This is a genomic window from Kitasatospora sp. NPDC096147, from assembly GCF_044763225.1.
Lineage (GTDB): Bacteria > Actinomycetota > Actinomycetes > Streptomycetales > Streptomycetaceae > Kitasatospora.
In genome coordinates this window covers 105038-119382 of sequence record NZ_JBIWFX010000018.1, presented here as the reverse complement: position 1 = coordinate 119382, position 14345 = coordinate 105038, and the positions used below count along the sequence as shown (strand labels likewise).

At 73.4% G+C, this 14345-nt stretch carries 10 protein-coding genes; 9 read left to right on the top strand and 1 reads right to left on the bottom strand.

Translation table 11 applies throughout. The features are described 5' to 3' along the window. Positions 1–139: 139 nt before the first annotated feature. Entirely contained in the window at positions 140–2098 is a 1959-nt protein-coding gene (locus ACIRBX_RS34560; RefSeq protein WP_402303528.1) for a glycoside hydrolase family 15 protein, read from the bottom strand. 689 nt (positions 2099–2787) lie between these two features. Between ACIRBX_RS34560 and ACIRBX_RS34555 the strand changes: the two genes are divergently transcribed. The 9 genes from ACIRBX_RS34555 (at position 2788) to ACIRBX_RS34515 (ending at position 14215) form a co-directional block, all read left to right on the top strand. Continuing rightward, positions 2788–4422, top strand: coding sequence for a CTP synthase (locus ACIRBX_RS34555; RefSeq protein ID WP_402303526.1), 1635 nt, complete (start codon positions 2788–2790; stop codon positions 4420–4422). Positions 4423–4515: 93 nt separating this feature from the next. After that, positions 4516–5157, top strand: a complete 642-nt coding sequence (locus ACIRBX_RS34550; RefSeq protein WP_402303524.1) for an NUDIX domain-containing protein — start codon at positions 4516–4518, stop codon at positions 5155–5157. Positions 5158–5472: 315 nt separating this feature from the next. Then, the gene (locus tag ACIRBX_RS34545) at positions 5473–7722 is read left to right on the top strand and encodes an AAA family ATPase (RefSeq protein ID WP_402303521.1); all 2250 of its coding nucleotides are present in this window, start codon (positions 5473–5475) and stop codon (positions 7720–7722) included. A 241-nt stretch (positions 7723–7963) separates the two neighbouring features. Beyond that, positions 7964–9079 (top strand): alanine dehydrogenase, encoded by a 1116-nt coding sequence (gene ald, locus ACIRBX_RS34540; protein ID WP_402303519.1) that lies wholly within the window; start codon positions 7964–7966, stop codon positions 9077–9079. 354 nt (positions 9080–9433) lie between these two features. Then, complete coding sequence (locus ACIRBX_RS34535) at positions 9434–10528, top strand: ParA family protein (RefSeq protein ID WP_345285170.1); 1095 nt, start codon at positions 9434–9436, stop codon at positions 10526–10528. 41 nt (positions 10529–10569) lie between these two features. After that, complete coding sequence (locus tag ACIRBX_RS34530) at positions 10570–11004, top strand: hypothetical protein (RefSeq protein ID WP_402303516.1); 435 nt, start codon at positions 10570–10572, stop codon at positions 11002–11004. A 61-nt stretch (positions 11005–11065) separates the two neighbouring features. Beyond that, positions 11066–11911 carry a segregation and condensation protein A gene (locus ACIRBX_RS34525; RefSeq protein ID WP_402303515.1) on the top strand — a complete coding sequence of 282 codons (846 nt, stop codon included), beginning with the start codon at positions 11066–11068 and terminating at the stop codon, positions 11909–11911. 251 nt (positions 11912–12162) lie between these two features. Further along, entirely contained in the window at positions 12163–12783 is a 621-nt protein-coding gene (gene scpB / locus ACIRBX_RS34520) for an SMC-Scp complex subunit ScpB (protein ID WP_402303562.1), read from the top strand. Between the two features lie 55 nt (positions 12784–12838). Further along, on the top strand, positions 12839–14215 hold the full coding sequence (locus ACIRBX_RS34515; protein WP_402303513.1) for a pseudouridine synthase: 1377 nt from the start codon (positions 12839–12841) through the stop codon (positions 14213–14215). The last annotated feature ends 130 nt before the right edge of the window (positions 14216–14345 follow it).

Sequence of the window (14345 nt, the reverse complement as noted above, 5' to 3'; positions counted from 1 at the left end):
GACGGAGCCCCCGGTCCCTGACGGAGCGTGAGACGGAGCCCCCGGTCCCTGACGGAGCGTGAGGCCGCTCCGGGGCCGGAGCGCGCGAAGGGCGCCCGGCGCGTAGCCGGGCGCCCGACGCTCCGTCAGGAGGCGTGCCTCACAGCGTGGCCTGCTCCCGCCCGCGCCCGTCCGGCTGGGCCGAGAGGTAGGCGCCCGCGCTGGCGGTCAGCCGCAGCGCGGTGTCGATCAGCGGCACGTGGCTGAACGCCTGCGGGAAGTTGCCGACCTGCCGCTGCGCCCTGGAGTCCCACTCCTCGGCCAGCAGCCCGAGGTCGTTGCGCAGCGAGAGCAGCTTGTCGAACAGCTCCCTGGCCTCCTGCACCCGCCCGATCATCGCCAGGTCGTCGGCCAGCCAGAACGAGCAGGCCAGGAAGGCGCCCTCGTGGCCGGAGAGGCCGTCCACGTTGTTGCCCTGGTCGTCGTGGGTCGGGTAGCGCAGCACGAAGCCGTCCTCGGTGGAGAGCTCGCGCTGGATCGCCTCGATGGTGCCGATCACCCGCTTGTCGTCCGGCGGCAGGAAGCCGACCTGGGGGATCAGCAGCAGCGAGGCGTCCAGCTCCTTGCCGCCGTAGTACTGGGTGAAGGTGTTGCGCTCCGGGTCGTAGCCCTTCTCGCAGACGTCCCGGTGGATCTCGTCGCGCAGTGCCTTCCAGCGCTCCAGCGGGCCCTCGGCCGGGGTCTGCTCGATCAGCTTGATGGTCCGGTCGACCGCGACCCAGGCCATCACCTTGGAGTGCACGAAGTGCCGCCGGGGGCCGCGCACCTCCCAGATGCCCTCGTCCGGCTCGCGCCAGTGCTGCTCCAGGTAGGTGATCAGCTTGAGCTGGAGCAGGTGGGCGTGGTCGTTGCGGGTCAGGCCGGTCATGTGGGCCAGGTGCAGGGCCTCGACCACCTCGCCGTAGACGTCCAGCTGGAGCTGGTTCGCGGCGCCGTTGCCGACCCGGACGGGCTGCGAGCCCTCGTAGCCGGGCAGCCAGTCGAGCTCGAACTCCTTCAGCTCCCGCTCGCCGGCGATGCCGTACATGATCTGCAGGTTCTCCGGGTCGCCCGCGACCGCCCGCAGCAGCCACTCGCGCCAGGCGCGGGCCTCCTCGCGGTAGCCGGTCCGCAGCAGCGAGGAGAGGGTGATGGCGGCGTCCCGCAGCCAGGTGTAGCGGTAGTCCCAGTTCCGCTCGCCGCCGATATCCTCGGGCAGCGAGGTGGTGGGCGCGGCCACGATGCCGCCGGTGGGGGCGTAGGTGAGCGCCTTGAGGGTGATCAGCGAGCGGACCACCGGCTCCCGGTAGGGGCCCTGGTAGGTGCAGTGCGAGACCCAGTCCCGCCAGAACTCCACGGTGTCCGCCAGCGCCGCCTCGGCGTCCGGGGCGGCGGGGGCGGGCAGGTGGCTGGCCTGCCAGGTGAGGGCGAAGGCGATCCGCTCGCCCTCGGCCACGGTGAAGTCGGCGTAGGTGGTCAGGTCCCGCCCGTAGGTCTCGGCCTCGCCGTCCAGCCAGACCGAGTCCGGCCCGGCCACCGCCACCGTGCGGTGCCCGCCGTCGGGCTGCTCGACCCGGTGCACCCAGGGCACCACCCGCCCGTAGCTGAACCGCATCCGCAGTGCCGAGCGCATCCGGACCCGGCCGGAGACGCCCTCCACGATCCGGATCATCTGCGGCACCGCGTCCAGCCCGGCCAGCGGGCGCGGCGGCATGAAGTCCGTCACCCGGACGGTGCCGCCCTGGGCGTCCCACTCCTGCTCCAGGATCAGCGAGTCGCCCCGGTAGTGGCGCCGGTCGGCCGGCACGGCGGGGGCGGCGGCGGTCGGCGGCGGGATCCGCAGGTCGCCGGTGTCGGTGAGGGCCGCACGGGCGGCCGGGGTGTCGGCGTCCGGGGCGGTGACCGGTTCGGCGGGGCCGATCCGCCAGAAGCCGTGTTCGTCGGTGCCCAGGAGCCCGGCGAAGACCGCCGGCGAGTCGAACCGGGGCAGACAGAGCCAGTCCACGGCCCCGTCCCTGCTGACCAGGGCGGCGGTCTGCATGTCCCCGATGAGTGCGTAGTCCTCGATACGGCCGGCCACGTTCGGTTCTCCAGTTCGCAAGATGTGCTCGGCGGCCACCGACGGGCGGGCGCGCGCGGGCGCTGCGGAACCGGAGCCGTCCTGGGCGGGCGGGGCTGGTGGCCACCGGGGCGGGGCCGTGGTGGGCCCCTGACCTGGGACGGGTGAACTGGTACGGGAGGATCCGGTCGCGCATCGGGGACCGAGAGGGGCGTCGTCCGGCCCCCTCGCCCTCCGCGTCGTGCTGTGCTGTCGGCGATGCGTCCGTGCAGGATACTTCGGGCGGCTTGGGCAGGGCACGCGCAGATCGCCCGAACCCGACGCAAGCCCACTGATTGCCCGCAAACTGGTCCGAACGGGTCAGCCCGGATGATCCACTCGGACCACCCGGAGTTGATCCTTCCGGGCCAGTCCATCCAGTGTCGAGGGAACGGTGGATGAACGTCACACGGACGGGCCACACCGCCCGGGACGCCGTCAGGTCCGGCCCGCTGATACCCTGGTATCCCGTGGACTGGTGGGCAGACGCCCCGGACCGCCGACCCCGACGACCCCGCCGGAGCAGCCGAGAGGCTCCCGGCCGAGTGCGAACTCCTCGTCGTAACCGGCACCCCGGTGGCCGCCCCACCGGCGTTACACCTCGACACGCGACCCACGGGAGCCCCCTCTTGGCACAGCCCCATTCCGGCAAGGCAGCGAACGGCCGCGCCGTGACGACCAAGCACCTCTTCGTCACCGGGGGTGTCGCCTCGTCGCTCGGCAAGGGCCTCACCGCCTCCAGCCTCGGTGCCCTGCTCAAGGCACGCGGCCTGCGCGTGACGATGCAGAAGCTCGACCCGTACCTCAACGTGGACCCGGGCACCATGAACCCGTTCCAGCACGGTGAGGTCTTCGTCACCGACGACGGCGCCGAGACCGACCTCGACATCGGTCACTACGAGCGCTTCCTCGACACCAACCTGCACGGCTCGGCGAACGTCACCACCGGCCAGGTGTACTCGACCGTCATCGCCAAGGAGCGGCGCGGCGAGTACCTGGGCGACACCGTCCAGGTCATCCCGCACATCACCAACGAGATCAAGTCCCGGATCCGCCGGATGGCGACCGAGGACGTCGACGTGGTGATCACCGAGGTCGGCGGCACCGTCGGCGACATCGAGTCGCTGCCGTTCCTGGAGGCCGTCCGCCAGGTCCGCCACGAGGTCGGCCGGGACAACGTCTTCTTCGTGCACGTCTCCCTGCTGCCGTACATCGGCCCCTCGGGCGAGCTGAAGACCAAGCCCACCCAGCACTCGGTGGCCGCGCTGCGCAACATCGGCATCCAGCCCGACGCGATCGTGCTGCGCGCCGACCGCGAGGTGCCGCAGGCCATCAAGCGCAAGATCTCGCTGATGTGCGACGTGGACGAGGAGGCCGTGGTCGCGGCCATCGACGCCAAGTCGATCTACGACATCCCCAAGGTGCTGCACGGCGAGGGCCTGGACGCGTACGTGGTGCGCCGGCTGGACCTGGCCTTCCGCGACGTGGACTGGACCACCTGGGACGACCTGCTGCGCCGGGTCCACGAGCCCCAGCACATCGTCAAGGTCGCGCTGGTCGGCAAGTACATCGACCTCCCCGACGCCTACCTCTCGGTCACCGAGGCGCTGCGCGCGGGCGGCTTCGCCAACAACGCGCGGGTCGAGATCAAGTGGGTCACCAGTGACGACTGCCTGACCCCCGAGGGGGCGCAGGAGCAGCTCGGCGACGTGGACGCGATCTGCATCCCCGGTGGCTTCGGCGACCGCGGCGTGGACGGCAAGGTCGCCGCCATCACCTACGCCCGCGAGAACCGCGTCCCGCTGCTGGGCCTGTGCCTGGGCCTGCAGTGCGTGGTCATCGAGGCGGCCCGGAACCTGGCGGGCCTGCCGGACGCCAACTCCACCGAGTTCGACGCGGCCGCGAAGTACCCGGTCATCTCCACCATGGCCGAGCAGCTGGCCATCGTGGACGGCAAGGGCGACCTGGGCGGCACCATGCGGCTCGGCCTCTACCCGGCCAAGCTGGCCGAGGGCTCGATCGTCCGCGAGGTGTACGCCGGCGAGCAGTACGTCGAGGAGCGCCACCGCCACCGCTACGAGGTCAACAACGCCTACCGGGCGGACCTGGAGAAGACCGGCCTGCAGTTCTCCGGCCTGTCGCCCAAGGGTGACCTGGTGGAGTACGTCGAGTACCCGCGCGAGGTCCACCCCTACCTGGTCGCCACCCAGGCGCACCCGGAGCTGAAGTCCCGGCCGACCCGCCCGCACCCGCTGTTCGCGGGTCTGGTGGCGGCGGCCATCAAGATCAAGACCGGCGCTGAGTAGTTTTCCGCGCGGTTCACGGACGGCGGTCGTGCGTTTCGCACGGCCGCCGTTCGCATGTGGGTTAATGTCTGACTGACGAGAAGGGGAGTGGCCATGACTGACGCTCAGCAGTGGGACATCCGGGACGAGGCGGAGGAGTGGGCCGTCCGCGCCAGTTCGGAGCCGTTCCGGGGGAAGGTCACCGGGGTGCGGACCGACGAGGTGCTGATGCCCGACGGCAGCTACGCCCGGCGGGACTACCAGACCCACCCCGGGTCGGTGGCGGTGCTGGCGGTGGACGAGCGGCAGCGGGTACTGATCCTGCGTCAGTACCGCCACCCGGTGCGGCAGCGGCTCTGGGAGCTGCCGGCCGGGCTGCTGGACGTGCCGGGGGAGAACCCGCTGCACGCGGCGCAGCGGGAGCTCTTCGAGGAGGCCCACTGCAAGGCGGAGGAGTGGAAGGTGCTGGCCGACTTCTACACCTCGCCGGGTGGCACGGACGAGGCGCTGCGGCTCTTCCTGGCGACCGGGCTGTCGGCGGCGGAGGGGGACCGCTACGCGGCGCACGGGGAGGAGTTGGAGATCGAGGTGCAGCGGGTGCCGCTGCCCGAGCTGGTCCGGCTGGTGCTGGCGGGCGAGCTGCACAACCCGACCCTGACCGTCGGGGCGCTGGCGCTGCACGCGGCGCTCACCACGGGCGGGGTGGACGCGCTGCGGCCGGCGGACTCGCCGTGGCCGGCGCGGCCGTTCAGCTGACCTGGAGCCCGGCAGGACGCGGGGTGCGGTTGCGGTGACTGGGGGCGCGAGGAACTGTGCGGGGTGGAACGCGGCACGGGCAACCGGCTGACGGTGGGTCGGTCGCAGGTGGAGTGCCTCCCGACTCGCGCAGTGCCTCGCGCCCCTGGGCGCCTGGCCTGCGGGGCCCCGCGCGTCGAGTGGGGTGGGTCCGCCGGGTGGGTGATTCGGTGGTTCGTAGTACTGGTGTCCGGGGTGGTGCGGGTGCGGGGCCGAACTACGCTCGGGCGCAGGGCCCGGCCGGGGTCCGTCGGCTGACGGTCGGGAGTGGCTCGGGTGGCGAGGAAGACGGCGACGGTGGACGCGCGGCCCGAGGTCGAGGTGGGTCAACTCCCCTCGGGGACCGGCCTGTTCGTCGGCAGGCGGGCCGAGTTGGCGGCTCTGGCGGCGGGGCGGGGCGCGGTGGTGGCGGGTCGCTGCCCGGTGCTGGTGGTGGCGGGGCGGCCGGGATCGGGGCGGACCGCGCTGGCGGTCCGGTTCGCGGCCTCGGTGGCGGCGGAGTACCCGGACGGGACGGCCTTCGCCCGGCTGTCGGCGGCGGACGGGAGCCGGGTGCCGCCCGCGCGGGCGGCCCGGTCGCTGCTGGAGCAGTTGGGCGTCGAGCCACCGGCCGCGCTGCCGGAGGGGACGGAGACGGCGGGCGGGGACGACCCGGTCTGCCGGGCGCTGCTGGAGGCGGTGGCGGGGCGCCGGGTGCTGCTGGTGCTGGACGACGTCCGGGACGCCGGGCAGCTGTGGCCGCTGCTCGCGGTGGCGCCGCAGGCGCTGGTGGTGGCCACCACGGCGGGGCCGCTGACCGGGATCGAGGGGATCGACCCGGTGATCCTCGGGGGGCTCGAACTGCGCTCCTCGATCGAGCTGTTGAGCGCGCTGGCGGGCGGCACCCGGGTGGCCGCCGATCCGGTGGCGACGGCCGGGCTGGCCGAGGCGTGCGCGGCCCGGCCCACCGCGCTGCGGCTGATGGCGGGCTGGCTGCGGGCCGCGCCGAAGGCGGCGGTGACGGAGGCGACCAAGGCGCTGACCGAGGCGGCGAACGCCGGACTGACCGACCTGACCGCCGAGGGCCGCCGCCGGGCGAAGGAGGGCGGTCCGGTGCCGGCCCGGCCGACCGGCACTCCCCAGGGCGTGGGCCCGTCGGCGCCGGAGCAGCCCGGGGGTGAGCCCGCGGAGCCGCCGGACGGCAGGGCGGGCAGGAGGGCGGACGGCAAGCGAGCCTTCGGCCCGGCCGGGTCCGACGCACGGACGGCGGACGCTCAGGAGCCCCGAGGCCAGAAGGACAGTGGTCGGAAGAACAGGGTTCAGAAGGACGGGACTCAGAAGGACGGGGCTCAGAAGGACGGCGCTCGGACGCACAAGGGCCCGGAGCCCCAAGGCCCGCAGCGCGAAGCCCCGAGGACCGAGCGGCCCCCGCTGGACCGGGACGCCGCCGAGCCGGTGCCGGTGCCCGACGGCGATCCGCTGGACGCCGCCTTCCTGCTGCTCTACCGCGCGCTGCCGGCTCCGCAGGCCCGGATGCTGCGGATGCTCACGCTGGCCCCCGCGCAGCAGGCGGACCTGCGCACCGCCTCCGCACTGCTGGGCTGCCCGGCGCCCGAAGCCGCCACCGTGCTGCAGAAGTTGACGGACCGTGAACTGCTGGAGCAGGAGCCGCCCTCGGCCGACGGCACCCCGCGCTACCGGGTGCCGGGCCGCTTCCTGCCCCGGCTGGTGCGGATGCGCGAGGAGCTGGACCGGCCCTCGGAGGTGCAGCTGGCCCGGGCCCGGCTGCTGGAGCGGTTGGTGCGCCTGGTGGAGTCGGCGCGGGCCCTGCTCGACCCGGGGGGCGGCCCCGGCCCCGAGCCGCTGCCGGGGCCGCTGCGGCTGCGGACCGCCGCGCACGCCCGGCAGTGGCTGGCCGAGGAGCGCGAGCGGCTGCTCGCGGCGGTGGCGGACGCGATCGGGCAGGCGGACCTGGACGGGTCGGCCGGCCGGCTGGTCACCGCGCTGCTGCGTACCCTCCCGCTGACCGGGCGGGCCGCCCCGGCCGAGCTGTACCAGCTGCACGAGCTGGTGCTGCGGGTGGCCGAGCGCGGGGGCAGCCCGCGCCGGGCGGCGGCCGCGCTGCTCAACCTGGCGGACCTGCAGGCGGCGGCGGGGCACTGGGAGACCGGTGCGCGCAGGTACCAGCAGGCGCTCGGGCTGGCCCGCACCTCGGGGGACGAGTTGGCCTGCGCCCGGGCGTTGGAGGGCGTGGCGGAGAGCCGGCGGGCGCTCGGTGACCCGGTGCGCGCGGCGGACTGGTACGGCCGCGCGCTGGCCCTGCGGCGCGGGCTCGGGGACCAGCGGGCCGAGGCCCGGCTGCTGGCCCGGGTCGCCGAGGCGCATCTGGCGCAGCGCCGGTACGAGGAGGCCGAGCGCGAGTACCGGGCGGCCCTCGCGGTACTGCGGCGGTTGGCCGACGAACGGGGTCTGCGGGCGGTCGGCGCGGCACTGGAACGGCTGCGGGAGCTGGTCGAAGCCGAGCGCGTCCTTCCGTCTTCGGAGTAATGTCCGAGAAGTCACATTGGCCCCTGTTCGGCAGGCTATGGCCCAGGCAAGCCTACGAATCTGCCAATGCTCCGAGCTGATTTATTCAGTTTGTAAGGCTGACGGATGCCTTGGGCTTCATTACACTCGACCTTAGTCGCGCAGTGCAGCGTGCCCCGGCGTCTTCCGGCGGCTTGGCCGTGCGCGTCTCCCGCCGGTGTTCCCCGGCCGGGTTCCACAGGCAAGAGGGACGTGTTCAGTCGTGAAGGTCGGCATCCCCCGCGAGGTCAAGAACCACGAGTACCGCGTGGCCATCACGCCCGCCGGCGTGCATGAGCTGGTCCGCAACGGACACGAGGTCGTCATCGAGGACAACGCCGGTCTCGGCTCCTCGATCTCCAACGAGGAGTACGTGGCCGCCGGCGCCACCATCCTCCCCAGCGCCGACGAGGTGTGGGCCGCCGCCGACCTCCTGCTGAAGGTCAAGGAGCCGATCGCCGAGGAGTACCACCGCCTCCGCAAGGGCCAGACCCTCTTCACCTACCTGCACCTGGCCGCCGACAGGGCCGGCACGGACGCCCTGGTCGCCTCCGGCACCACCGCCATCGCGTACGAGACCGTCCAGCTGACGAACGGTGCGCTGCCGCTGCTCGCCCCGATGTCCGAGGTCGCGGGCCGCCTGGCCCCGCAGGTCGGCTCGTACCACCTGATGCGTCCGGCCGGTGGCCGCGGCACCCTGCCGGGCGGCGTCCCGGGCACCCACCCGGCCAAGGCCGTCGTCATCGGCGGTGGCGTCTCCGGCTGGCACGCCGCCACCATCGCGATCGGCATGGGCTACGAGGTGACCCTGCTGGACCGCGACATCAACAAGCTGCGCGAGGCCGACAAGATCTTCGGCACCAAGATCAAGGCGATCGCCTCCAACTCCTACGAGCTGGAGAAGGCCGTCCTGGAGGCCGACCTGGTCATCGGCGCGGTGCTGATCCCGGGCGCCAAGGCCCCGAAGCTGGTCACCAACGAGCTGGTCTCCCGGATGAAGCCGGGCTCCGTGCTCGTCGACATCGCGATCGACCAGGGCGGCTGCTTCGAGGACTCCCGTCCGACCACCCACGCGAACCCGACCTTCGAGGTCCACAACTCGGTGTTCTACTGCGTGGCCAACATGCCGGGCGCCGTCCCGAACACCTCCACCTACGCGCTCACCAACGCGACCCTGCCCTACGTGGTCGAGCTGGCGAACCGCGGGTGGAAGGAGGCGCTGCAGCGTGACGCCGCGCTCGCCAAGGGCCTGAACGTGCACGAGGGCCAGATCACCTACGCCGCCGTGGCCGAGGCCTTCGGCCTGCCGTCGGTGACGCTGGAGAGCGTCCTCGCCTGACGTCCCGTCAGCCCCCGGCCGGATCCGTTCCGGCCGGGGGCTTCGGCATGCCCGCGCCGCCGGCCGGGCGGCAGGAGTTCGCCGACGGTTCGTCAACTCGCTTTGTCGATATTTGCGTTCCGTCGGGCGACCGTGTCAATTTGTGTGCACGACGTCACCCGACGCGGAAACCTCGGGGTCCGACGACCGCGCAAGCCTTGACAGTGAGCGGTCGGGAGCCCGACACATCCGGCCCACAACCGTGGATTGTGTTGCTGCGAACGCCGCGGACAGCCTAGAGTCGCAAACCGTCGGCATGCTGCCACGCTGACGAATCGACAACAGTCCTGGATGCCCAAGGAGGTAAGACGACTTGTGAATGAGTCGACATTTGCTCCCGGGGGTGGTCAGCCTGGACTGGCGGAGCACTCGGTCGCCGTCCGCACCTTCGAGGCGCGCCAGAGCACCGCACCCGTCACCGCCGACGAGGCCGACCTGCTGCCGACCCACGGCCTGGCCTACGGCGACTTCGCGTACGGCTCCTACGAGGACCCCGACGCGGAGTACGAACCCGATCCGGAGTACGCCGCCACCTTGGCCCCCGATGCAGCCCGCCAGCGCCGTGAGCGGGTCGGCCCCACCGGGCGCCCGCTGCCGTACTTCCCGATCCCCGCGCCGCTGGCCGAGCACGGCCCCGCGCAGATCATCGCGATGTGCAACCAGAAGGGCGGCGTCGGCAAGACCACGTCGACCATCAACCTGGGCGCCGCGCTGGCCGAGTACGGCCGCCGGGTGCTGCTGGTGGACTTCGACCCGCAGGGCGCGCTCTCGGTCGGCCTCGGCGTCAACCCGATGGAGCTGGACGTCACCGTCTACAACCTGCTCATGGAGCGGGGCCTGACGGCCGACGAGGTGCTGCTGAAGACCGCCGTGCCCGGCATGGACCTGCTGCCCTCCAACATCGACCTGTCGGCCGCCGAGGTGCAGCTGGTCAGCGAGGTGGCCCGGGAGTCGGCACTGGCCCGCGCGCTCAAGCCGCTGCTGCCGGACTACGACTACGTCATCATCGACTGCCAGCCCTCGCTGGGCCTGCTCACGGTGAACGCGCTGACCGCCGCGCACAGCGTGATCGTCCCGCTGGAGTGCGAGTTCTTCGCGCTGCGCGGTGTGGCGCTGCTCACCGAGACCATCGAGAAGGTCTGCGAGCGGCTCAACCCCGACCTGCGGCTCGACGGCATCCTGGCCACCATGTACGACTCCCGCACGGTGCACAGCCGCGAGGTGCTGGCCCGGGTGGTCGAGGCGTTCGGTGACCACGTCTTCCACACGGTGATCGGACGGACCGTCAGGTTCCCGGAGACCACGGTGGCCGGCGAGCCGATCACCACCTACGCCACCAACTCGGTCGGCGCCGCCGCCTACCGCCAGCTCGCCAGGGAGGTGCTCGACCGGTGCCGCCCCGCCGAGTGAGTCTCCCGGGGGCCGACGAGCTGTTCCGGACGACCGGAGGGATGGCGCTGTCGCCCTCCCTCAACCGGCCCGAGGCACCCCGCACGGAGACCGCCCGGCCCGGCGGCGAGGAGGGCGGCGCGGCGGAGGTCCCGCAGGCCCGTACGGAGCCCCAGCAGGCCCCGGCCGAGGGCGCGGTGACCCCGCGTCAGCACGCCGAGGGCGAGGGCGCCCAGGACCCCGCCCGGCGCTCCCGGGCCCGGGGGCGCGGCGCCCGCCGCCCGACCGGGCGGGAGCGGCACGACGAGAAGATCACCGTCTACGTCTCCGCCGAGGAGCTGATGGACCTGGAGCACGCCCGCCTGGTGCTCCGCGGTGAGCACGGCCTCGCGGTGGACCGGGGACGGGTGGTCCGGGAGGCCATCTCGGTCGTCCTGGCCGACCTGGAGCAGCGCGGCGAGGCCAGCATCCTGGTCCGGCGGCTGCGCGGCCGTTAGGTTCGACCCGCACGCCTCCCGCACGCACGCACCACCCGCACCGCACGTACGGACCCCGCCCATGCCGTCGCCCGCACCGCCCGCCACCGCCGCCGAACCGCGCGCGGGCTTCCTGGTGCGGCTGGACAACTTCGAGGGCCCGTTCGACCTGCTGCTCGGGCTGATCGCCAAGCACAAGCTCGACGTCACCGAGCTGGCGCTCTCCAAGGTCACCGACGAGTTCGTGGCGCACATCCGGGCGATGGGGCCGGACTGGGACCTGGACGCGGCCACCGACTTCCTGGTGGTGGCCGCCACCCTGCTCGACCTCAAGGCGGCCCGGCTGCTGCCCGCCGCCGAGGTGGAGGACGAGCAGGACCTCGCCCTGCTGGAGGCCCGGGACCTGCTCTTCGCCCGGCTGCTCCAGTACCGGGCCTACAAGCGGGCCGCCGCCGTGCTGGCCGACCGCTGGGCCGCCGAGCAGCTGCGGCAGCCGCGCGCGGTCCCGCTGGAGCCCCGGCTGGCCGCGCTGCTGCCCGAGGTGGTGCTCGGCGTCACCCCCGAGGAGTTCGCCCGGCTGGCGGCGAAGGCGATGACCCCCCGCCCCGCCCCGGTGGTCTACGTCGACCACATCCACACCCCGCCGGTCAGCGTCCGCGAGCAGGCCGCCCTGGTGGCCGGGCTGCTGGCCGCCCTCGGCGAGGCCCGGTTCGAGCGGCTGGTGGCCGACGCCGGGGGCGACACCCTGGTGGTGGTCGCCCGCTTCCTGGCCCTGCTGGAGCTCTACCGCGAACGGGCGGTGGACTTCGACCAGCCGGAGGCGCTGGGCGAACTGACGGTCCGTTGGACGGCCGGGGCCGGGCAGCGGATCGAGGTCACCGACGAGTTCGACCGGCCGGCGGAGCCGGACGGGAAGGAGCGGCCGTGAGCGAGCAGCAGGCCGGCGAACGGCCGGAACGGCCCGCCAGGCGCTCCCTGGGCCTGCCGGGGCAGTCCCGGGCCGAGGAGTGGCAGCCGTCCGCCTACGCGTGGGTGGAGCCCCCGGACGAGGCCCCTGCGGCCCCGCCCGGGACCCCGGTCGGCGCCTTCGTCCCCGAGCCGGCCGTCCCGGCGCCGGCCGAGCAGCCCGAGCCGGTCGCCGCGCCGGTGGCGGCGGAGGAGCCGGAGGGCCCCGCCCCGGTGGCGGTCGAGGAGCCGGAGGGCCCCGGGCTGCGGGCCGAGCTGGAGGCGGTGCTGCTGCTGGTCGACGAGCCCGCCAGCGAGCACCACCTGGCCTCCGTGCTGCGGCGCCCCCGGGACGAGGTGGCCGCCACCCTGCACGAACTGGCCGCCGAGTACACCGCCCAGGGCCGGGGTTTCGACCTGCGGTTCGTGGCCGGGGGCTGGCGTTTCCACACCCGTGCGGAGTGCGCGCCGGCCGTCGAGCGGTACGTGCTGGACGGCCGGCAGGCCCGGCTCAGCCAGGCCGCGCTGGAGACCCTGGCGGTGATCGCCTACCGTCAGCCGGTGTCGCGCAGCCGGGTCTCGGCGGTCCGTGGTGTGAACTGTGACGGCGTGATGCGTACCCTGGTACAGCGAGGACTGGTGGAAGAGACCGGATCCGAGCCCGAAACAGGTGCGATCCTGTATCGGACGACGAGCTACTTCCTGGAACGGATGGGGCTGCGCGGCCTGGAGGAACTCCCGGAGCTCGCGCCCTTCCTGCCAGAGGTCGACGACGTGGAAGCGGAGTCCCTCGAAGGCACGATGATCGCGGAGGCGGTCGCCGCCGCACGCGCGGACGGCGGGGAAGTGCAGTGAGGTCGGCCGGGCACGACGAGCACTTCCAGACGGAATACGACGTACGGACATTTTGATGCGTAGCAGTGGCAACGGCAGGAACAGCGGCGGCGGTGGCGGGAGCCAGGGCAGCCGGGGCGGACAGGGCGGGGGCCGGAGCGGCGGTGCCCCGCGCGGCGGTTCGCAGGGCGGTGGCTCGTACGGCGGCGGTCGCAGCGGCGGGGGCTCCTCGCAGGGCGGCGGCTACGGCGGCGGCGGTCGCAGCGGTGGCGGCTCCTCCTACGGGGGCGGTCGCAGTGGCGGCGGTTCGCAGGGCGGTGGCTCGTACGGCGGTGGCCGTAGCGGCGGGGGCTCCTCGCAGGGCGGCGGCTACGGCGGCGGTCGCGGTGGCGGCGGTTCCTACGGCGGCGACCGCCGGGACGACCGTCGTGGCGGCTCGTCGTTCGGTGGCGACCGGCGGGACGACCGCCGGGGCGACCGGCGCGAGGAGCATCGTCCGCTGCGTCCGGAGGAGCGGCGGTACGACCGTCCCGAGTTCGGTGGCGGCCCCAACGCCACCCCCGGGCGGGGCAAGTACGAGGGTCGCCGGCCGAGCCCGGCACCCCGGCCGCGCCGCGAGGGCCAGCCGGCCCCGGGCGACCCGCGCCGCCAGCCGCAGCGCTCCCGGGAGCTGCAGGCCAAGATCGAGGACGCGGTGCTGGCCCGGCACGAGCAGGGCGTGACGGTCGGTGCCGAGGGCGAGCGCCTGCAGAAGGTGCTGGCGCGGGCCGGCATGGGCAGCCGCCGGGCCTGCGAGGAGCTGATCGAGCAGGGCCGGGTCGAGGTGAACGGCAAGCGGGTCACCGAGCAGGGCAAGCGGGTCCACCCGACCACCGACGAGATCAAGGTGGACGGCCTGACCGTCGCCACCCAGTCGTTCCTGTTCTTCGCGCTGAACAAGCCGGTCGGCGTGGTCTCCACGATGGAGGACCCCGAGGGCCGTCAGTGCCTGGGCGATTACGTGAACAACCGGGAGACCCGGCTGTTCCACGTCGGTCGTCTGGACACCGAGACCGAGGGCATCATCCTGCTCACCAACCACGGCGAGCTGGCCCACCGGCTGACCCACCCGAAGTACGGCGTCACCAAGACCTACCTGGCCGCCATCCAGGGCCCGATCCCGCGTGACCTGGGCCGGCAGCTCCAGAAGGGCGTCGAGCTGGAGGACGGCTGGGCCCGGGTCGACGACTTCAAGGTGGTCTCCAACCTCGGCAAGAACTACATGGTCGAGGTGACCCTGCACGAGGGCCGCAAGCACATCGTGCGCCGCCTGATGGCCGAGGTCGGCTTCCCGGTGGACAAGCTGGTGCGCACCCACTTCGGCCCGATCTCGCTGGGCGACCAGAAGTCCGGCTGGCTGCGCCGCCTGACCAACCCCGAGGTCGGCCAGCTGATGGGCGAGGTCGGCCTGTAAGGGTCGCTCGTCACGGCAGCTCAGAGGGCCTCCCCGCCGATCGGCGGGGAGGCCCTCCGTCGTTCGGCGGGCACGGTGTGAGTATGACCGCATACGGCTTGTCAGGGCGCGCGCTCCTGGCGGAGGATGG